Annotated in this window: 19 protein-coding genes; 15 read left to right on the top strand and 4 right to left on the bottom strand. The window is 70.3% G+C overall.

From position 1 onward, the window contains the following. Window positions 1-41: 41 nt before the first annotated feature. Window positions 42-2222 carry a diguanylate cyclase gene (locus tag ACW5DW_RS13370; RefSeq protein WP_457019505.1) on the bottom strand — a complete coding sequence of 727 codons (2181 nt, stop codon included), beginning with the start codon at window positions 2220-2222 and terminating at the stop codon, window positions 42-44. Between the two features lie 249 nt (window positions 2223-2471). On the opposite strand from ACW5DW_RS13370, the gene ACW5DW_RS13365 reads away from it, so the two are divergent. From ACW5DW_RS13365 to ACW5DW_RS13340, 6 genes are all read left to right on the top strand, one after another. Beyond that, entirely contained in the window at window positions 2472-4235 is a 1764-nt protein-coding gene (locus ACW5DW_RS13365) for a glutamine--tRNA ligase/YqeY domain fusion protein (RefSeq protein WP_457019504.1), read from the top strand. 2 nt (window positions 4236-4237) lie between these two features. After that, window positions 4238-4624 carry a hypothetical protein gene (locus ACW5DW_RS13360; RefSeq protein WP_457019503.1) on the top strand — a complete coding sequence of 129 codons (387 nt, stop codon included), beginning with the start codon at window positions 4238-4240 and terminating at the stop codon, window positions 4622-4624. Beyond that, window positions 4624-5202: a nucleoside deaminase gene (locus tag ACW5DW_RS13355; RefSeq protein ID WP_457019501.1), complete on the top strand. Its 579-nt coding sequence runs from the start codon at window positions 4624-4626 to the stop codon at window positions 5200-5202. Before ACW5DW_RS13360 ends, ACW5DW_RS13355 begins: the two co-directional genes overlap by 1 nt. Window positions 5203-5253: 51 nt before the next feature. Then, the gene (gene rlmM / locus ACW5DW_RS13350; RefSeq protein WP_457019499.1) at window positions 5254-6324 is read left to right on the top strand and encodes a 23S rRNA (cytidine(2498)-2'-O)-methyltransferase RlmM; all 1071 of its coding nucleotides are present in this window, start codon (window positions 5254-5256) and stop codon (window positions 6322-6324) included. A 97-nt stretch (window positions 6325-6421) separates the two neighbouring features. Then, entirely contained in the window at window positions 6422-7171 is a 750-nt protein-coding gene (locus tag ACW5DW_RS13345) for a hypothetical protein (RefSeq protein WP_457019498.1), read from the top strand. A gap of 159 nt (window positions 7172-7330) precedes the next feature. Next, window positions 7331-8272 (top strand): DUF808 domain-containing protein, encoded by a 942-nt coding sequence (locus tag ACW5DW_RS13340; protein ID WP_457019496.1) that lies wholly within the window; start codon window positions 7331-7333, stop codon window positions 8270-8272. A 27-nt stretch (window positions 8273-8299) separates the two neighbouring features. Here ACW5DW_RS13340 and ACW5DW_RS13335 read toward each other — a convergent pair whose 3' ends face one another. Then, entirely contained in the window at window positions 8300-9478 is a 1179-nt protein-coding gene (locus tag ACW5DW_RS13335; protein ID WP_457019494.1) for a UbiH/UbiF family hydroxylase, read from the bottom strand. Next, complete coding sequence (gene ubiH, locus ACW5DW_RS13330; protein WP_457019587.1) at window positions 9475-10692, bottom strand: 2-octaprenyl-6-methoxyphenyl hydroxylase; 1218 nt, start codon at window positions 10690-10692, stop codon at window positions 9475-9477. The genes ACW5DW_RS13335 and ubiH overlap by 4 nt, the downstream gene beginning before the upstream one ends. A 112-nt stretch (window positions 10693-10804) precedes the next feature. On the opposite strand from ubiH, the gene ACW5DW_RS13325 reads away from it, so the two are divergent. The 9 genes from ACW5DW_RS13325 (at window position 10805) to ACW5DW_RS13285 (ending at window position 19960) form a co-directional block, all read left to right on the top strand. Next, window positions 10805-11401: a DUF6580 family putative transport protein gene (locus tag ACW5DW_RS13325; RefSeq protein ID WP_457019492.1), complete on the top strand. Its 597-nt coding sequence runs from the start codon at window positions 10805-10807 to the stop codon at window positions 11399-11401. Window positions 11402-11416: 15 nt separating this feature from the next. Next, window positions 11417-11965, top strand: a complete 549-nt coding sequence (locus ACW5DW_RS13320; protein WP_457019491.1) for a cob(I)yrinic acid a,c-diamide adenosyltransferase — start codon at window positions 11417-11419, stop codon at window positions 11963-11965. Window positions 11966-11984: 19 nt separating this feature from the next. Continuing rightward, window positions 11985-12914 carry a histone deacetylase family protein gene (locus tag ACW5DW_RS13315; protein ID WP_457019586.1) on the top strand — a complete coding sequence of 310 codons (930 nt, stop codon included), beginning with the start codon at window positions 11985-11987 and terminating at the stop codon, window positions 12912-12914. A 79-nt stretch (window positions 12915-12993) separates the two neighbouring features. Then, the gene (gene lptD, locus ACW5DW_RS13310) at window positions 12994-15360 is read left to right on the top strand and encodes an LPS assembly protein LptD (protein ID WP_457019489.1); all 2367 of its coding nucleotides are present in this window, start codon (window positions 12994-12996) and stop codon (window positions 15358-15360) included. Beyond that, window positions 15357-16673, top strand: coding sequence for a peptidylprolyl isomerase (locus ACW5DW_RS13305; RefSeq protein WP_457019487.1), 1317 nt, complete (start codon window positions 15357-15359; stop codon window positions 16671-16673). Before lptD ends, ACW5DW_RS13305 begins: the two co-directional genes overlap by 4 nt. 1 nt (window position 16674) lies before the next feature. Then, window positions 16675-17646, top strand: coding sequence for a 4-hydroxythreonine-4-phosphate dehydrogenase PdxA (pdxA, locus tag ACW5DW_RS13300; RefSeq protein WP_457019485.1), 972 nt, complete (start codon window positions 16675-16677; stop codon window positions 17644-17646). A gap of 211 nt (window positions 17647-17857) precedes the next feature. After that, window positions 17858-18646 (top strand): 16S rRNA (adenine(1518)-N(6)/adenine(1519)-N(6))-dimethyltransferase RsmA, encoded by a 789-nt coding sequence (rsmA, locus tag ACW5DW_RS13295; protein ID WP_457019483.1) that lies wholly within the window; start codon window positions 17858-17860, stop codon window positions 18644-18646. A gap of 95 nt (window positions 18647-18741) precedes the next feature. Next, window positions 18742-19125 carry a Co2+/Mg2+ efflux protein ApaG gene (gene apaG / locus ACW5DW_RS13290; RefSeq protein ID WP_457019482.1) on the top strand — a complete coding sequence of 128 codons (384 nt, stop codon included), beginning with the start codon at window positions 18742-18744 and terminating at the stop codon, window positions 19123-19125. Window positions 19126-19132: 7 nt separating this feature from the next. Next, window positions 19133-19960, top strand: a complete 828-nt coding sequence (locus ACW5DW_RS13285) for a symmetrical bis(5'-nucleosyl)-tetraphosphatase (RefSeq protein ID WP_457019480.1) — start codon at window positions 19133-19135, stop codon at window positions 19958-19960. A gap of 87 nt (window positions 19961-20047) precedes the next feature. Here the strand turns inward: ACW5DW_RS13285 and ACW5DW_RS13280 are convergent, their stop codons facing one another. After that, window positions 20048-20572: a dihydrofolate reductase gene (locus ACW5DW_RS13280; RefSeq protein WP_457019585.1), complete on the bottom strand. Its 525-nt coding sequence runs from the start codon at window positions 20570-20572 to the stop codon at window positions 20048-20050. Between the last annotated feature and the right edge of the window lie 46 nt (window positions 20573-20618).

Here is a 20618-nt window from a genome sequence, read left to right as displayed (position 1 = left end):
TGTGCGGCCTTGCGGCGCGTCTTCAACCCGTCGGCGCAAGGTCAGCTGAATACCGCGGGCGCCACCTGCACGCAATTGCGCCCGTGGGATTTCGCGGCGTACAGGGCGCGATCGGCCCGCGCCAGCGCGCCTTCGGGCGTGTCCTCGGCCTCCAGCCGCGTGGCCACGCCCACGCTCACGGTCAGGCGCAGCTGCTGGCCGTTCCAGACCGGCCCCAGGTTCTCCACCGCCATGCGCAGCCGCTCGGCCGTCACGCGCGCGGCGGCCCCGCTGCGCCCCGGCAGGATGGCGATGAATTCTTCGCCGCCGTAGCGGCCGAACAGGTCGCCTTCGTCCAGCGCGCCGCGCAGGGCGACGGCGACGTGGCGCAGGCAGAAGTCGCCGCCGGCGTGGCCGTGGCGGTCGTTGACGGCCTTGAAGTGGTCGAGATCGATGAACAGCAACGAGACCGGCTGCTGTTCGCTGGCGGCCTCGCTGAAGGCGCGCGCCAGCCAATGGTCGATGGTGCGCCTGTTGAGGCTGCCGGTCAGCGCGTCGAGCTCGGCCGAGCGGCGCAGGTGGACTGCGGCGATGGCCTGGTCGACATGCTGTACCGCCAGCCGCACGAACTCGCCCGCCAAGGTCAGCTCCTCGGTGGCAAAACCGTCGCCACCCGTGCGTCGCAGCAGCAGCGCGCCCCAGGCCGGCGCACGGATCTGCAGCGGCACAACCGCCTCCATCGCCACGATCGACTGTTGCCCTTCCTCGGTCACGGGCTGCTGCAGGGGAATGCCGCTGGCCGCCTGCCGCTTGAGCGCCAGCTGGCGCCTGGCCAGCTGCGGCTGCACGGCCACCAGCTGGTGCGATGGCTCGACCAGCAGCAGGTCGTGGCCGTGGTAGCCCTGCACCACCACGATGCAGGACTGCACCGGAAGCAGCGGCATCAGCCGCTCGATCAGCAGGCGGAAGGCGGTGGCCTGGATTTCGGCCACCGGCAGCGTCCGCAGCTGTGTCTGCAGCTCCGAGGCCAGGTCCGAGCGCACGGCCTCGCGTGCCATCCGGCGTTCGCTGTCGGCACGCGCGAGCAGATCGCGGTCGCGCTGGTAGCGGTATTCGCGGATCCTGCCGACCAGGCCCACCGCGAGGAACGCCACGCCCATCGCGATCGCCAGCTGGTAGCCATAGCGCACCACCACGGTGTCGAGCAGGTGGCCGCGGGTTGCCAGGTCGGCCAGGACCACGCCGGCAAACGTCAGCAGGGCCAGCGCCGCCAGCGGCCAGGCCATCGCGATGCGCCGCCTGCCCGCGTCGACCAGCAGCGCCACGCCCAGCAGCAGCGAGATCCCGTAGGGCAGGAGCTGAAGTTGCTCCATCACCCCCGCAATCGGCGCCAGGTTGAGCAAACACAGGGCCGCCAGCGCCGCCACGCCCAGCGACACGCCGTCGACCCAGGCCTTCCAGGCCGTGGCCCCCTGCCGCGTCCCCGCATACTTCAGCAGCATCTGCAGCCAGGCCGCGCACAGCAGCAGCGAGAGCGCGATCACGCCCTGGCCGCGCCAGAACGCGAACAGCCGCAGGCCGGGCAGCTGGTAGAGATGGCCGTTGCCGGCCGAGAGCGTGAGCAGGACGACCATGGTGAAGCCGAACAGCCCCAGGAACAGCCGATCGCGCGCGGCCGAGTACAGGGCCAGCGCCAGCAGGCCGATGGTGAACAGGCTGGCGTAGATCATCGCGCTGGCGGCGACGCCGTAATGCTCCAGGTGCATGGCCTGGGCCTGGGCCATCACCTCCGGACGCAGCGCACGGCCGCCGGCGCCATGGGCGTGCAGTTCGAGTTCGACCGGTCCCTGCCAGTGCGCGGGCAGCGGGAACAGGAAGCTGCTGGGCAGGGTGCCGGCGCCCTCCTCGGGCACGAAGAAGCGCTGCGTCGGGCTCTGCCACTGGCCGCGCTGCAGCCACACCTCTTCGAGGGCGTCGCGCTCCAGGCGCACCACCCAGCGCTCGCCCTCAGCCGGCGGCGGCAACTCGAACTGCAGCCGCACCGACGAGTGTCCCGCGGGCTGCGGCTGCGACAACTCGCCAGAGCCCCCGATCGCCGTCGCCACGGGCAGCGGCGACAGTACGACCGCCACGCCCTGCGGCTGCGGCACGTCGCTGGCCACCGCGGCGGCAAACAGCACCAGCAGCAGCGCCAGGCAGACCGTGACCAGTCCTTCGTGGCGCGGGCCTGCTTCGCGGGGCACGGTCAGGGCACGCCTCCCGCACCGCGCGACGACTGCCCGGCAGGGCGGTGCCGCGAAGGGGGCGATGACGCCGCGAAGGGTCGGACAGCGGACATGCCGGGCTTCTCCTGCGCTCAGTGCGCTCCCGAATGGTAAGCAAGCATCGTGCCGACGAGCATAGCGCCGACCGGGCCCGCCGTGCGGGGGCAGCCCAGCCCCCGGGTCGTGCTGGCCGCTCGGCTACACTGGCGTTTTCCCCCGATGCGCGTCATGACCCCTCCAGACCCGGCCGCGGCCGCAACGCCGCCGACCGCCGAGCCCATCGCGGCCCGCCAGGATTTCATCCGCCAGATCGTCCGCGACGACCTGGCCAGCGGCAGGCACAGCGCGATCCGCACCCGCTTCCCGCCCGAGCCCAACGGCTACCTGCACATCGGCCACGCCAAGGCGATCTGCCTGGACTTCGGCATCGCCGAAGAGTTCGGCGGGGTGTGCAACCTGCGATTCGACGACACCAACCCGGCGAAGGAAGACCCCGAGTTCGTCCAGGCCATCCAGGACGACGTGCGCTGGCTGGGCTTCGACTGGGCCGAGTTGCGCCACGCCTCGGACTATTTCGAGGTCTATTACCTGGCAGCGGAGAAGCTGATCGCCCAGGGCGATGCCTTCGTCTGCGACCTCACCGCCGAGCAGGTGCGCGAATACCGCGGCAGCCTGACCGAACCGGGTCGCAATTCGCCCTTCCGCGACAGGTCGGTCGAGGAGAACCTCGACCTGTTCCGCCGCATGCGCGCCGGCGAGTTCCCCGACGGGGCGCGCACCCTGCGCGCCAAGATCGACATGGCCAGCGGCAACATCAACCTGCGCGACCCGGCCCTGTACCGGATCAAGCACATGCCGCATCCGATCGCGGGCGCCGGCTGGTGCATCTATCCGATGTACGACATCGCCCATGCGCTGGGTGATGCGGTGGAAGGCATCACCCACTCGCTGTGCACGCTGGAATTCGAGGACCACCGGCCGCTGTACGACTGGTGCGTGGACAAGGTGGACCTGGCCGGTTCGCCCGAGTTGCTGGCGCCGCTGGTCGCCAAGGGCCTGCCGAACGTGGCCGCGCGGCCGCGCCAGATCGAGTTCTCGCGGCTCAACATCAACTACACGGTGATGAGCAAGCGCAAGCTCACCCAGCTGGTGGCCGACGGCCTGGTGGATGGCTGGGACGATCCGCGCATGTACACCCTGCAGGGCCTGCGCCGGCGCGGCTACACGCCGTCCGCGCTGCGCCTGTTCGTGGACCGGATCGGCATCAGCAAGCAGAACTCGGTGATCGACTTCTCGGTGCTCGAGGGCGCGCTGCGCGAGGATCTCGACGCCTCCGCGCCGCGGCGCATGGCGGTGGTCGATCCGCTCAAGCTGGTGCTGGCCAACCTGCCCGACGCCCACGAGGAAACGCTTTCGTTCTCCAACCACCCCAAGGACGAGTCCTTCGGCATGCGCGACGTGCCGTTCTCGCGCGAGCTGTGGATCGAACGCGAGGATTTCGCCGAAGTCCCGCCCAAGGGCTGGAAGCGGCTGGTCCCCGGCGGCGAAGTGCGCCTGCGCGGCGCCGGAATCGCCCGCGTGGACGAGGTGGTGAAGGACGCGGACGGCAACATCGTCGAACTGCGCGGCTGGCTGGATCCGGAATCGCGGCCGGGCATGGAAGGCGCCAACCGCAAGGTCAAGGGCACGATCCACTGGGTCAGCGCACGGCATGCGGTGGAGGCGGAGATCCGGCTGTACGACCGCCTGTTCTCGGTCGCCGATCCGGACGACGAGCGCGAGGGCAAGGGCTACCGCGACCACATCAACCCGGATTCGAAGCGCAGCGTGCGCGGCTACGTCGAGCCCGGGGCAGCGGTCGTGGCATCCGAACAACCACTCCAGTTCGAACGCCTGGGTTACTTCGTCGCGGACCGCCGCGACCACGGCGGCGATGCACCGGTGTTCAACCGCAGCGTCTCGCTGCGCGACACCTGGGCGGCGAAGGCCTGAGCATGGCGACCCTGCGCTTGCGCTGTCTGGTCGGCACCTGCCTCGCGCTGTTGCTTGTGGCCTGCGCGCCGCGCGCAGACGTGGCGGCGAGTCCGGCGCCTGTGCCCACGCCGGCGCCGGTGTCTTCCCCGGCAGCGCCGACTGTGCCCGGGACGCCGGACGCGTCCTGCCGCGTCGCCAGCGACTGCGAGGTCAAGAACGTCGGCAACTGCTGCGGCCATTTTCCTGCCTGCGTGAACAAGGACGCGACGGTGGACCCGGACGCCGTGCGCGCGCAGTGCGAACGCAACGGCATGGCTTCGGTCTGCGGCTGGCAGGACATCCAGTCCTGCGACTGCGTGCAGAACCAGTGCCGCGCGGTCGGCGGCACGCTGCCGGTGGAGCGCTGATGCTGTACGCACAGGTCCACCTGACCCTGCCGGCGTGGGTGCATGAGCACGTCGATATCTCGCGCGCGTATGCGGGCGACGAAGACAAGGTCGCGTTCGCGATCGAACTGTCACGCATGAACGTCGACGCCGGCAGCGGCGGACCGTTCGGCGCGGCGGTGTTCAACGCCGACAACGATCGCATCGTCTCGATCGGCGTCAACCGTGTGCTGCCGCAGAGCTGCTCGGTGGCGCACGCCGAGACGATGGCGTACATGCTCGCGCAGCAGCGCCTGCAGCGCTCGCGCCTGAACCGCGACCTGGACGACAACGTGGTCGGAAGATTCGTGCTGGCTACTTCCGCCCAGCCCTGCTGCCAGTGCTACGGCGCGACGGTCTGGGCCGGCATCGACCGGTTGCTGATCGGCGCGCGCTCGGAAGACGTGGAGGCGCTGACGCCCTTCGACGAAGGCCCGCTCCCGACCGACTGGACCGGCGAGCTGCAGCGGCGCGGCATCGAGGTGGTGCGCGACATCCACCGCAGCGCCGCCTGCGACGTGCTGCGCAGCTACGGCGAGTCCAATGCCGGCCGCTACTGAATCCGGCCACCCGGTAGACCGCGCGCGATGCAGCCCGGGCGCCTGCGGTCCATGAACGGCCTGCTCTGCTATTGCCGTGCCGGCTTCGAACCCGATCTGGCCGCCGAACTCGGCGAGCGTGCCGCGGAGGCGGGCGTCGTCGGCTATGCGCGCGCCGAGCGAGGCAGCGGCTACGTGCTTTTCCTCGGCGACGACGAGGCGATGGCCAAGCGCCTGCCGTGGCGATCGCTGGTGTTCGCCAGGCAGTCGTTGCCGCTGTTCGCGGAACTGCGTGGGCTCGACCCGAAGGACCGCATCGCCCCCATGATCGAGGCGATCGAGGCGGCTGTAGACGAGAACCGGGCTTCGCGGCGCCATGGCACGCTGTGGGTGGAGCATCCCGATTCCGATGCCGGCAAGCCGTTGTCGGGTCTGGCGCGCAGCTTCGGCAATGCCCTGCGTCCGGCGTTGCGCAAGCGCGGCCTGCTCAGCCAGGTCGAGGATCCGGCGCTGCCGCGGCTGCACGTGTGCTTCCTCGACGGCGACCACGCCCTGCTCGCCAGCGCCGACCCCGCGCACAGCTCGCCCTGGCCGCTCGGCGTGCCGCGGCTGAAGCTGCATGCGGACGCGCCATCGCGCTCGGCGCTCAAGCTCGAGGAAGCGCTGCATGTGCTGCTTGATCCAGTGCAGCGGCGCGACCTGCTGCACCCGGGCATGACCGCGGCCGACCTTGGCGCCGCGCCCGGCGGCTGGACCTGGGTGCTGGCGCGGCAGGGTCTGCGCGTCATCGCCATCGACAATGGCCCGTTGCGCGAACACCTGTTCGACACCGGGCTGGTGGAACACTTGCGCGCGGACGGATTCCGCTGGCAGCCGTCGCGTCCGCTCGACTGGATGGTCTGCGACATGGTCGAACAGCCATCGCGCGTCGCGCGGCGCATGGGCGACTGGTTCCGCGAAGGCTGGTGCCGGCAGTCGATCTTCAACCTCAAGCTGCCGATGAAGAAGCGCTGGCTGGAAACGCGCCGCAGCCTGGACGGTTTCATGGAAGCGGCCGCAACGCCGGTCACGGTGCATGCGCGCCAGCTGTATCACGACCGGGAAGAAATCACCGTCTTCGCGCGACGCACGGGCGGCAGCTGAACCCGACCAGCGCATTCAGCCGCGAGTCGGCGACGATTGACGCGTGTTTCATGCGTGCCTGTCGAGGATGGACCCCCGTACCACACCGGAGTCCACCATGAACCGATCCATCCTGCACCGTAGCGTGCTGACCACTGCGCTGGCGCTGGCGACCGCCGCCGCGGGCGCCCAGACCGTGGGCACTGCCCAGGCAAAGGCCGTGAGCGATGGGGCGACGGAATCGGCACGCGCCGAGGCCGCAGCAGCGCAAGAAGTCGCGCAGGAAGCCCGCGAGGCGGCTTCGCATGCCGCAATGGCCGCGCAGGCAGATGCGATGACGGCACGCGGGGAGGCGAGCGCCGAATATCACGCCCACGTCGCCCATCAGGCGTCCGTCCAGGCGCAGCAATCGGCGCAGCTGGCCGCCGAGGCAGCCAACGATACCGGCGCCGCGCGCAGCGTCGCGCATGGCGGCACTGCCCAGCCGGTCGACGCCCTGGTCGATGCCCGGGTCCAGAGCCAGCGCGCGCAGGCGGCGGGGCTGATCGCGCAGCAGGCGGCAGCCGAGGCAGTGGTGTCTTCGCGCGCGGCGGTCGAAGCGGTCAACGCGCCGCCCGCACCGCCGCCGCAGCCGCGCACGCCGACCGCCGCCCAGCTTGAGCCGGACGTCACCGTCATCTCGCACGTATCGGATCCAGCCATGGTCGCGGCAAGCCGCGCTTTCGAGCAGCTCGATGTCGACGGTGACGGTGCGGTATCCGCTGCCGAGGCGGCGGCGGAGTCCGCGCTCGCCAGCGGATTCGAGGCGGTGGACAGCAATCGCGACGGCCGCATCGATCGCGACGAGTACACCGCGCGCCTGCGCTGACATCCCGCCTGGCGTCGAGGCTGCGAGACAGGCTTCCAGCGCCATACCGTGACCGACGCCGCCGGCATCCGGCGGCGTCATGCCGTCAGCCTGCCGCCCATCACCCTTCCCGATACGCGCGCGGCCCTACAATCGCCCTCCCCGGTTCCGGCACCCTCCATGGCCTCCAGCCTGCTTGTCCTGCTCGACGACATCGCCACCATCCTCGACGACGTGTCGGTGATGACCAAGGTGGCAGCCAGGAAAACCGCCGGCGTGCTCGGCGACGATCTGGCGCTCAACGCCGAACAGGTCAGTGGCGTGCGCGCCGACCGCGAGCTGCCGGTGGTCTGGGCCGTGGCGAAGGGCTCGGCGCGCAACAAACTGATCCTGGTGCCCGCGGCGCTGGCGATCAGCACCTTCCTGCCCTGGCTGGTGACCCCGCTGCTCATGGTCGGCGGGCTATTCCTCTGCTACGAGGGCGCGGAGAAACTGCTGCACCGGTTCCTGCACAGCCGCGATGAAGACCAGCAGCGCCACGTGGCACACGCGGCGGCCCTGGAACAAACCGACACCGAACTGGTCGCCATCGAGAAGGGCAAAATCAAGGGTGCGGTGCGGACCGACTTCATCCTGTCGGCCGAGATCATCGTCATCTCGCTGGGCACCGTCACCAACCAGCCGTTCTCGGTGCAGGTGGGCGTACTGATCGGCATCGCGGTGCTGATGACGGTCGGCGTCTACGGACTGGTCGCCGGCATCGTCAAGCTCGACGACCTCGGCCTGTACCTGAGCCGCGGCAATAGCGGCTTTTCACGCGCAGTGGGCACCGGCATCCTGCGCATGGCGCCATGGCTGATGAAGGGCCTTGCAGTGGCCGGCACCGCGGCGATGTTCCTGGTGGGCGGCGGCATCCTGACACACGGTTTCCATGCGGTCAGCGAGTGGATCGGCGACGCAGCGGTCGAGGCCACGCATGTGCCTGGCGTAGGCGTGGTGCTGGGCGCGCTCACGCCGATGCTGATCAACGCGGCGGTCGGCATCGTGGCAGGTGCCCTGGTGGTCGGCGTGGTCACGCTGGTCCAGCGGCTGCGCGGCAGCACGGCACCGGCGGCGCACTGAGGCTGCCGCCAGGCCTGCAGCAGCGGGTCATCCGCCCGCGGCGCGGCGCCAGAACAGGTCCAGCAGCGGCGGCATGCGCCCGGCGATGCCGAGCAGCTGCCCGCGCAGCAGGGTCGGCGCGAGCGCGTCGTTGGAGAACAGCCGGTTGATGCCTTCGAAGGTGTAGGCAGCGACCGCGTTCTCGCTGCGCCGGGTACGCGCCCAGCGCGCCAGCCGCTGCGGCGCATCCCAGGCGGCGCGGCGATCGCGCGCCTCCAGCACGCTCGCGCGCAGCGCGGCGACGTCACGCAGGCCGAGGTTCACGCCCTGCCCCGCAAGCGGATGCACGGCATGGGCCGCATCCCCGATCACCAGCACGCGGCCTCGCTGCTGGCTCGCCGCGAGCTGGCGCCGCAGCGGGAAGGCGACGCGACGACCCAGCGCCACGATGGCGCCAAGGCGCGCCTCGAAGGCGGTGGTGAGTTCGCGCCCGAACGCGTCGTCATCCAGCGCCAGCACGCGCGCAGCCTCGTCATCGGGCAGCGTCCAGACGATCGAACAGCTGCCGTCGGCGCAGGGCAGCAGCGCCAGCGGTCCGGTCGGCAGGAAGCGCTGCCAGGCGGTGTCTTCGTGGGGCTGCTGCGTGCGCACGTAGGCGACCACGCCCTGCTGGGCATAGTCGCGTGCGTCCACCTCGATGCCTGCAAGGGATCGCAGGCGCGAGGCCGCGCCGTCGGCGGCGACCGCGATGCGCGCGTCGACGCGGCTGCCGTCGTCCAGGCGCAGGCGCACGCCGTCGGCGTCGTCCTCCAGCGCTTCGACCGCCGCTGGACAGCGCAGGCGTACGCCTGCCTGCTCCAGCCGCTGCCAAAGCGCGTCCACCAGCAGGCCGTGCTCGACGATCCAGCCCAGGCTGGTGCGGGCCAGTGCATCGACATCGAACACGATGGGACTGCCGGCGGCCGCGTCCCAGACGTGCATGCGGCGGTAGGGATGCGCGCGCGCCTCGCGCACCGCCCGCCATGCACCGAGCGAATCGAGCAGCGCGGCGTTGTCGGGCGCGAGCGCGTAGACGCGCAGGTCGGGCGTGTCGCGCGACCAGTCCGGCGGACGCCTGGATTCGACCAGGCAGGTGTCCAGCCCCATCTGCGCCAGCGCCAGCGCGCAGGCAGCGCCGACGACGCCGCCGCCCACCACCACCACGTCGTGCGGATCGCGGCGGCTCATGCGGCGCTGCCGCGGCACAGGGCCGGCAAATCGCCGCGATAGCCCATCGCGCCGCCGGCCAGCAGCGATTGCAACGAAGGCACCGCCCCGATCGCCATCAGGCCCAGGCTGCGCAGCGGCCGCAGCAGGGGCGCGGGATTGGCGGTGATCCGCGCCAGTCCGTCGGAAAACGCAAGGGTGCGGCTGCGGTCCTCGTGTCGACGCCGTACGTAGACCTCGAGCAGCGCTTCGGCGCCGGGGTCCTCCGCGCCGGCCACCAGTTCGGCCAGGGTGAGGGCATCGCGCAGCCCGAGGTTGAAGCCCTGCGCGCCGATCGGATGCAGGGCCTGGGCCGCGTTGCCGACCAGGACCACGCGGCGCGCGATGGTGCGCTCGGCGACGACGCGCAGCGCGGGATACACGCTGCGTTCGCCCACCTCCAGGAAACGTCCCGCGCGCCAGCCGAATGCCTCCTGCACGCGCGCGAGAAACCCGCGCGCATCCAGCGCCGCCACCGCCGTGGCCTCCTCCGTCGCCACGCCGTGGACGATGCCGTAGCAGCCGTCGCCGCGCGGCAGCAGCGCCGTGGGACCGGCATCGCGCAGGCGCTCGTAGGCGGTGCCATCGGGCGCCCGTTGCGTGCGCAGGCGCGCCACGAACAGGCGCTGGCCGTAGTCGTGCGTCGCCGCCTCGATGCCCAAGTTCTGGCGCACCAGGCTGGCGGCCCCATCGGCCGCCACCACCAGGCGCGCGGCCAGCACGCGCTCGCCATCGGCATCGGCCACGCGCACCCGCTGCACCGCTTCGTCCCGTGAGCCGTCGAAACCAAGGAAGCGCGCCGGCCGCAGGCGCGTGAGGTGGCCTGATTCCGAGAGCCGCGACTCCAGCGCTTCGCCGAAATCGCGCGCCACCACCACCTGCCCGAACGCGTCACGCCCGAAGTCCGGCGCCTGCAGACAGGCCTGCCCGAAGTCCCCCTCGCGACTGATGTGGATGCGGCGGATCACGCCGGCGGGCCGCTGCAGGCGCGCCATCACGCCCAACGCGCCGAGCGCGTTGACGGTGGCCTCGGCGAAGCTGAGGTTGCGCTGGTCGAACACCTCCGGCATCGCGACCGGCGGCGTGGCCTCGAGCAGGGTGGCGGGCACGCCGGCACGGTCGAGCGCAAGCGCCAGGCTGGCGCCGACGAGGCCGCCGCCGATGATCAGCACGTCGTGGATCTGCGGGTCTGTCATGCCGCGGCATGATACCGGCAGCGGCCAGGCCGCCAGCGCGAAGGCCGGGCCGGCCGGCGTCTGCCCGAACGGGTAGAATGGCGGGGTTTCCACCGCCCCGCGACCACACGCCATGACCCGACCCGCCTCCGACACCCCGCTCGCACCCGGCCCCCTGGTCCTGACGGCGATGATCCTGCTGGCCGCGTTCTCGCGCCTGCTGCCGCTGCCGCCGAACTTCGCGCCGATCGAGGCGATCGCGCTCTTCGGTGGCGCGTACTTCGCCAGCCGCCACCTCGCGTTCGTCGTGCCGGTGTTGGCCATGCTGGTCGCGGACCTGGTGCTCGGCATGCTCCGCGGCGACACCTACCTGGCCTATTTCACCACCACCGCCTACCTGCCCAGCCTGCTGGCCAACTACCTGTGCATCGCCGCCACGGTGGCGCTGGCGTTCGGGCTGCGCGGCCGGGTCAATGGCGCCCGCGTGCTGGGTTACTCGCTGGCCGGCTCGGTGCTGTTCTTCCTGGTCAGCAACTTCGCGGTCTGGCTGACCTCGTTCATGGTGCCTGGCTACCCGGCCTGCAGCGCGGGCCTGCTGCCCTGCTACGTGGCCGCGGTGCCGTTCTTCAAGACCACCCTGCTCAGCACCATGGCCTATTCTGCGCTGCTGTTCGGCGGCTTCGCCCTGTTGCGCGGCCGCCTGCCCGCGCTGCGCGCACAAACCGTCTAGCCCATCGGCCGCGACGTGGGCAACCGTCTTTCCAAGATCTACACCCGCACCGGCGACGACGGCACCACCGGGCTGGGGGACGGCACCCGGATCGCCAAGGATGCGGCGCGTGTAATCGCCTACGGCACCGTGGACGAGGCCAACTCGGCCATCGGCCTGCTGCTGGCGGCGCAGTTGCCCGAGGACGTGCGCGACCTGCTGGTCTCGGTGCAGCACCAGCTGTTCGACCTCGGCGGCGAGCTGTGCATCCCCGGCCACGCCGCCATCGCCGATGCGGACATCGAGCGGCTGGAAGAACGGCTCGACCACTACAACGAGGCCCTGCCCCCGCTCAAGGATTTCATCCTGCCGGGCGGCGGCGAGGCGGCGGCGCGCTGCCATGTCGCCCGCACCGTGGTGCGCCGCGCCGAGCGCGAAACGGTGACGCTGTCGTGCAAGGAACGCGTGCGCCCGCAGGCGATCGGTTACCTCAACCGGCTCTCGGACCTGCTGTTCGTGCTGGCACGGGTGCTGGCGCGTGCCGATGGCCACGGCGAGGTCCTCTGGCGCCACGAACGCCGCTAGGGATACCGCCATGGCGCGCATCCTCGGCTACACCCATCCCGCGTGCCTGGAGCACGACACCGGGCCGGGCCACCCCGAATGCGCCGACCGCCTGGGCGCCGTGCTCGAAGCCCTGCACGAGGCATTGCCGCAGCTGGAATGGATCGAGGCGCCGCGGGCCACCCGCGGACAGCTGCTGCGCGTGCACGACCCGCGCCTGCTGGCCACGGTCCTGTCACCACACCCACCGGGCAGGACCCGGCTCGATCCCGATACGGTGGCCTCGCCCGGCTCGCCCGAGGCGGCGCTGCGCGCGGTCGGCGCAGGCATCGCCGCCACCGAGGCGGTGATGCAGGGCGAAGCCGACGTCGCCTTCTGCGCCGTGCGTCCGCCGGGGCACCACGCCACCGTCGACGCCGCGATGGGCTTCTGCCTGTTCAACAACATCGCCGTTGCCGCGGCGCATGCACTCGACCGCTTCGGCCTGGCGCGCGTGGCGATCGTCGACTTCGACGTGCACCACGGCAACGGCACGCAGGCGATCTTCGAGCAGGATCCGCGCGTGCTCTACCTCAGTTCGCACCAGTCGCCGCTGTATCCAGGCACCGGCGCCGGCAACGAACGCGGCGCCGGCAACATCGTCAACGCGCCGCTGCCGGTCGGCAGCGGCAGCGAGGCGTTCCGGCGCAGCTGGCAGGACCTTCTGCTGCCGGCGCTGGACGCGTTCGCGCCGCAGCTGCTGCTGGTGTCGGCCGGCTTCGACGGCGACCGCCGCGATCCCCACGCGCAGCTGGCGCTCGGCCCGGAGGACTTCGGCTGGCTCACGTGTGAACTGGGCCGGGTGGCCGCCCGCCACTGCGGGGGCCGCGTCGTCTCGATGCTCGAGGGTGGCTACCACCTGCAGGCGCTGGGCGAAGGCGCGGTGGCACACGTGGCTGCGCTGGCGGCAGGCCCCGCCCCGGCTGCATGAACCGGTACTGGTGGCCTGCATTGCCGCTGCACGAGGCTTGCGGCAAGCTAGCGACCTTTCCGCCCCCGGGATTCGTCGCGTGCGAGCTGCGTTCCGCCTGCTGCCCCTGCCGCTCTGCATCGCCCTGTCGCTGGCAGCCCACGCGGATGACGACATCCCGGTGAACTGGGCCCTGTGCCCGGTCGAGGATGCCGTGCCGCTGTTTCCCGACGCCCAGGCACCGGTCGGCAGCGTCGCCGATCGCGAGAACCTGCCCACCGACATCCAGGGTGACGAGACCCTGGGCGTGGACGGTGGCATCTACAACGTGACCGGCAACGTCACCCTGCGCCGCGGCGACCAGTTCCTGGGCACCGACGACATCGCGTTCTCGCAGGCCACCGGCACCTATACCGCCACCGGCAACGTGCGCTACCAGGACTCGGGCATGCGGGTGGTGGCCGAGCGCCTCGAGGGCGACCAGAACACCGACTCGCACCGCATCGACAACGTGCGCTACCAGCTGACCGAACGCCGCGGCAACGGCGGCGCAGAGCGTATCGAGATGCAACAAGCGCAGGGGCGGATGTTCGAGTCCACCTACTCGACCTGCCCGCCCAGCCAGCGCTGGTGGGAGCTGCGTGCGCAGCGCATCGACATCGATACGGATGAAGGCACCGGCGTCGCCCGCAACGCGACCCTGCGCGTGGGCAAGGTGCCCGTGCTGTACGTGCCGTGGGTGGCGTTCCCGATCGATGACCGCCGCCGCACCGGCCTGCTGTATCCCAGCATCGGCCTGTCCAGCCGCAACGGCTTCGACTGGCGCCAGCCGATCTACTTCAACCTCGCGCCCAACTACGACCTCACCCTGACCCCGCGCTGGATGAGCAACCGCGGCCTGCAGCTCGACACCGAGTTCCGCTACCTCACCGATCGCGGCCGCGGCACCTTCGAACTGCAGGCATTGCCCTCGGACGATCTGACCTGGCGCGAGCGAGCCGAGGAAATCGCCGACGGGATCCCGGTCGAGAACTACCGCGAGGACAACCGCGGGATGTTCCGCTACACGGGTGCGCAGAACCTCAACCGCACCTGGCAGGCGCGCGCCAACATGTACTGGATCAGCGATCCGCGCTGGATCGAGGATTCGAGCAGCACTGCGGAAGGACTGGCCGTGTCCTCGCTTCTCAGCAGCGCCGGGGTCTATGGACGCGGCCGGTTCTGGAATGCCGCCCTGCTGGGCGAGTACCGCCACCTCACCGACTACACGATCGACGAGTCGCGGCTGCCCTACAACCGCCTGCCGCGCGCGTATTTCCGCTGGGAGCAGCCGTTCGGCCTGTTCGTCGCCGGCGCCGACACCGAGGCGGTACGGTTCGCCCACGTCGATGCCGAGATCAAGCCAGGCGGCAGCCGCCTTGACCTCAAGCCCTGGCTCAGCATGCCGCTGGAAGGCCCCAGCTGGTATGTCACGCCGACCATGGCCTGGCGGTATACCGGGTACCAGCTGGACGATGCGTTCGCCAACCGCACGCCTTCGCGCAGCCAGCCGATCGGCACCGTCGACGCCGGCCTGTTCTTCGACCGCGACACGCGCTTCCGCGGCGAGACCTTCCTGCATACGCTCGAGCCGCGCGTGTTCTATCTCAATTCGCCCTACCGCGAGCAGGGCGACATGCCGCTGTTCGACACCCGGCCCATGACCTTCAGCTGGGGCCAGTTGTTCCGCGACAACCGCTATTCCGGCGCTGACCGCCAGGGCGACGCCAACCAGCTGACGACGGCCCTCACCACGCGCCTGATCCGCGAGGCCGACGGTCGCGAGAAGCTGTCCGCCAGCGTCGGCCAGATCCGCTACTTCGAGGATGCGCGGGTCACCCTGGGCAACGAGGTTCCGGTCCAGAAGGGCAGCTCGTCCTGGGTGGCTGATGCGAACTACGCGATCAACGATCGCTGGACCGTCGGCGCCTCCTACCAGTGGAACCAGACCAGCCGGCGCGAGGACCTGGCCAGCGTCCGCACCCGCTACCTGGTCGGCGACGACGGCATCATCAACCTGGCCTACCGCTACCGCCGCGACGTGCTGCGCCAGACCGACCTGCTCGAGCAGGTCGACCTATCCTTCCTGTATCCGATCAACCCGTCCTGGAGCCTGGTCGGCCGCTACTACTACTCGATCAAGGACCGGCAGGTGCTCGAAGGCATCGCCGGCGTGCAGTGGGAAAGCTGCTGCATCGCCGCGCGCCTGGTCGGTCGCCGCTACGTGCGCAATACCCGCGGCGAGATGAACGATTCGATCCAGCTCGAGATCGAACTCAAGGGCCTGGGCTCGGCCGGACCCGACAATCGGGGCCGGTTGCGCCGTGCTATCCTCGGCTATCACCGCGACGACCTCTATCTCGTCCCGCCGTCGGAGCTGCGCAGCGGCCTGGACGACGACGAATCTCCCGCAGAACTCTCCCCATGAAGACCCGCTTCGCATTCCTGTGCGCCGCCCTGCTGTTCGTGGGCACCCTCCAGGCGCAATCCGTCCAGCCACTCGAGCGCATCGCCGCGGTGGTCGACGAGGACGTCATCCTGCAGAGCGAGCTGGACCGCGCGGTCGCCAATATCGTGGCCCAGTACGCCAGCCGCCAGGGCCAGCTGCCGCCGCGCGCCGTGCTGGAGCGCCAGGTTCTCGAGCGCCTGGTCCTGGTCAAGCTGCAGACCGCGCGCGCGGCAGAGACCGGCGTGCGCGTGAGCGATGCCGAACTCGACACCGCGGTCGGCAACATCGCCCAGCAGAACAACCTCTCGCCCGACCAGTTGCGCCAGCAGTTGATGCGCGACGGCATGTCGATCGAGGACTTCCGCAGTTCGCTGCGCGATGAAATGGTGATCCAGCGCATGCGCCAGCGCTTCGCGCAGAGCCGGGTCAGCGTCAGCGACGCCGAGGTGGACGCAGCAATGGCCTCGCAGGCGGGCGGCGCGCAGTACCAGCTGGCCCACATCCTGGTGGCGCTGCCGGAAGGCGCGACACCCGAGCAGATCGCGACGGGACAGCAGAAGATCGACGGCATCAAGAGCCTGCTCGACCGCCGTGAAATCGAGTTCGCGGCTGCGGCGGTGCGCTATTCCGACAGTCCAAACGCCCTCGAAGGCGGCAGCCTGGGATGGCGCAGCCTCGATGAAATCCCCGTGGCATTCGCCAACGCGATCCGCACCATGTCGCCCGGCGACGTGATCGGCCCGACCCGCGGGCCGAGCGGCTTCCAGCTGCTGCAGCTGGTGGACACGCGCGAAGGTGAACAGGCTGCAGGTGGCGGTACGGTGACCCAGTACAGCGCCCGCCACATCCTGATCCGCCCGGCCGAAGGCGCCGGCGGCGATGGCGAGGCCAAGGCCCGGATCGACGGCCTGCGTGCGCGTATCGCGGGCGGCGCCGACTTCCAGGAAGTCGCGCGCGAAAGCTCCGATGACACGGTCAGCAAGGCCGAAGGCGGCGATCTGGGCTGGTTCACGCAGGACGAGTTCGGCCCCGAGTTCGGCGGCCAAGTCTCGTTGCTGGAAGACGGCCAGGTCTCCGCCGCGTTCAGGACCCAGGCCGGCTGGCACATCATGCAGCGCGTAGCCGTGCGCCAGGCCAGCGCCGGCGACGACAACAGGCGTGCGCAGATCCGCGAGTCGATCGGCCAGCGCAAGCTGGAAGACGAGTGGGACCGCTACGTGCGCGAGATGCGCGGCGAAGCCTATGTCGACATCCGCGCGGGCAACGCACAGGCCGACAGCGACGGCGGCTGAGATGTCCCGTCCGCGGCTGGCGCTGGTACCGGGCGAACCGGCCGGCGTCGGACCGGAGCTGTGCGTACGCGCCGCGCAGCGCGACTGGGAGGCGGACCTCATTTGCTTTGGCGATCCTGCGACGCTGCAGGACGCCGCCGCGCGTCTCGGCCTGCCGCTGACGCTGCTCGCGCCGGACGCCAAGGCCGCTGCACCGGGTGAACTGCGCCTGGTCGCGATCCCCGCGCCCGTTTCCTGCGCGCCAGGCCAGGCCGATCCACGCAATGCGAGCTCCGTGATCGAGGCGCTGACGCGTGCGGCGTCCGCCTGCCAGGACGGCATTTGCCACGGCATCGTCACCGGCCCGGTGCACAAGGCCACGATCAACCTCGGCGGTATCGCCTACTCGGGTACCACCGAGCTGCTGGCTGCGCACGCTGGCTGCGACGTGGTGATGATGCTGGCCAACGATATCGTGCGCGTCGCGCTTGCCACCACCCACCTGCCGCTGCGCGAAGTCGCGGACGCGATCACGCCCGCAGCGCTTGAGCGCGTGCTGCGCATCCTGCATGGCGCCCTGCAGCGCGAGTTCGGCATCGATGCGCCGCGCATCGCGGTCCTCGGCCTCAACCCGCACGCGGGCGAGGCCGGACACCTGGGGCGCGAGGAGATCGAAGTGATCGAACCACTGCTCGAACGGCTGCGCGCCGAAGGCATGTGCCTGCACGGCCCGCTGCCGGCCGATACCGCCTTCCTGCCGGCAAAACTGCGCGGGTTCGACGCGGTCCTGGCGATGTACCACGACCAGGGCCTGCCGGTGCTCAAGTACAGCGGCTTCGAGCGCGCGGTGAACCTGACCCTGGGCCTGCCGTGGCCGCGCGTCGCCGTCGACCACGGCACCGCCTTCGATCTTGCGGGCAGCGGCCGGGCGGATCCTTCGAGCCTGTTCGCCGCGATCGAAACCTGCGCACGGCTGGCGCGGCGCAATTGCTGAGGCCTGCGGACGTCGGGTTTGTTCTACCGCCTGCAGGGCTTGAAGCGCCTTGCAGTCGTTCGTTCCCGCGTGGCGACAAATCCCGCTCCCACACCCGGGTTCCCGCTATCCTCGCCATGACAGCTTCAGGCGACTGCCGATTCCCGAACATGCAATCAATCGACTGGGCCGATTTCGACAATCGCGATGTGTCGTCCGCGGCGCGCGCGCTGTGAGCGGCTTCAGCGGACCTGCCAAGAAGTCCCTCGGGCAGCACTTCCTGCACGAGCGCGGCGTGGTCGCAAAGATCATCCTCGCGGTCGATCCGAAGCCGGGCGACCGCATCGTCGAGATCGGTCCCGGCCAGGGCGCCATGACCTTCCCGCTGCTGCAGCGCCACGGCAGCCTGACCGCGATCGAGTTCGACCGCGACCTGCTGGCGCCGCTCACCGAAGCGGCACGCCCGCACGGCGAACTCACGCTGGTGCACGCCAACGTGCTGGACGTCGACTTCACCGCGCTCGCGCAGGGCGAGCCGATCCGCCTGGTGGGCAACTTGCCCTACAACCTGTCCTCGCCGATCCTGTTCCACGCACTCGACCACGCCGCGATGGTCCGCGACATGCACTTCATGCTGCAGAAGGAAGTGGTCGACCGCATGGCCGCCGCACCGGGCAGCAAGGTCTACGGCCGGCTGAGCGTGATGCTGCAGGCCTCGTGCCGGGTGACGGCGCTGTTCACGGTCGGACCAGGCGCGTTCCGGCCGCCCCCGAAGGTCGATTCTGCAGTGGTGCGGCTGGTGCCGCGAGCGCCCGACACCGTCGGCATCGACGATCCGGCACGCTTTGCCGCGATCGTCCGCGACGCGTTCGGCCAGCGCCGCAAGACGCTGCGCAACGCCCTGTCCAGGTTGTGTGACGAAAGCGTGATCCGTGCAGCTGACGTCGATCCGCAGGCCCGCGCCGAACAGTTGGCGGTGGCCGACTTCGTGCGCCTTGCAAACCGCACCGCCGAGACCTGAGCGCGGGTGCGGCGGACCGGCCGCGTGCCGCAATTCGCGCAGGCGATGCCGCAAACGTAGTCGAACCATTCACGGCCAACGCATACACTGGGCGCATGAGCCGTACCGCCGACTATAGCCTCGAGATCCAGATCGCAACGCAGTTCCTCGACGAGGAATCCGCGCCCGAGGACGACCGTTACGTATTCGCCTACACCATCCGCATCCGCAACCTCGGCCGCCTGCCCGCGCAGCTGGTGTCCCGCCATTGGGTGATCACCGACGCCAACGGCCGGACCGAGGAAGTGCGCGGCGACGGCGTGGTCGGTGAACAGCCGCGGCTGGAGCCCGGCGAGCAGTTCGTCTACACCTCCGGCGCTACCCTGCCCACCGCGGTCGGCACCATGGAGGGCCGCTACGACATGGTCGGTGACGACGGCACCCGCTTCGACGCACCGATCCCGCCGTTCACGCTCGCCGTGCCGCGCACGCTGCACTGACGCGCGCATGGCCGTCTGGGCGATCGGAGACCTGCAGGGCTGCTACGGCCCCACGCAGCGGCTGCTGGAGAAGATCCGCTTCGATCCGACCAGCGACCGGCTGTGGTTCTGTGGCGACCTGGTCAATCGTGGCGGCGAGTCGCTGGAAACCCTGCGCCTGGTGCATTCACTGCGCGACAACGTCGTCAGCGTGCTTGGCAACCACGATCTGTCGCTGCTCTCGATCGCCGAGCGCAGCGTTCCCGAGCAGCGCAAGGTCAAGCCCGACCTGCAGTCGGTGCTGTTCGCGCAGGACCGCGACATACTGCTCGACTGGCTGCGCATGCAGCCGCTGGTGCATGTCGATCGCGGGCTGGGATGGATGATGGTGCACGCCGGCCTGGCACCCAAGTGGACCACCGCCATCGCCGAACAGCACGCGCGCGAGATCGAGCACAAGCTGCGCGGCGAGGAAGCGCGCAAGCTGCTCAGGAACATGTATGGCGACCAGCCCATCTGGTCGCCGAACCTGCGTGGCTCCGACCGCGACCGCGCGATCATCAACGTGTTCACCCGCATGCGCTACTGCTCGCCGCGCGGACGCATCGCGTTCGAGGAAAAAGGGGCGCCGGGAACGCAGCAGCCGGGCCTGTATCCCTGGTACGAAGTGCCGGGGCGGGTCGAGCGCGACCTGAAGATCGTCTGCGGGCACTGGTCGTCGCTCGGGCTGTTCATCGGCCACGGTGTGCATGCGATCGATACCGGCGCCGTCTGGGGCGGCACGCTCACCGCGCTCCAACTCGACGCCGAAGGGCTGAACATCGTGCAGGTGCCGGGCCGCGACGCGTCGCACTGACCGGCGGCGTGGGGTCGTATCGTTCTCTCGAGCACCGCAGGATCGTCATGCGGGAGGACTTCCACCCGTTCGCGCCTGAAGGCGCTCCTACACGTCGCGACCCTCGCTCGTCCGCTCTTCGCAACGTACGTAATCGACAAACTCGAAATCGAACGCATGCTTCGCGTCGGCACCATGACGTTCGCGTGCGATCGCTTGCCAGGCGTTTTCATCGTACGCGGGGAAGAACGTGTCCGCGTCTTCAACCGCGGTATCGACGCGGGTCAGCCGCAGATCCGTTGCCCGCGGCAGCGCCTGCGCATAGATTCCCGCGCCGCCGATCACGCACAGTTCCCGCGCGCCCTGCTCCGCCACGATCCGCAGCGCCTCGTCCAGCGACGACACCGCACGCATGCCCTCGAACGGCACCCGGCCACTGCGCGTCATCACCAGGTTCAGTCGACCCGGCAGCGCGCGTCCCAGCGAGTCGGCGGTCCTGCGCCCCATCAGCACCGGCTTGCCGAACGTGAGCGCCTTGAAGCGACGCAGGTCGTCGGGCAGGTGCCAGGGCAGCGCATTGCCTTTGCCGATCGCGCGGTTGCGGTCCAGCGCGACGATCAGGACCACGCGCAGCGGCTGCCTGGCGATGTCGGATCCGGAACTGTCCGCCGGCCCGCCA

The sequence above is a fragment of the Luteimonas sp. A482 genome (genome assembly GCF_054072655.1).
The sequence above is the reverse complement of the archived record's forward strand: the minus strand, read 5'-3'. Positions and strand labels throughout refer to the sequence as shown.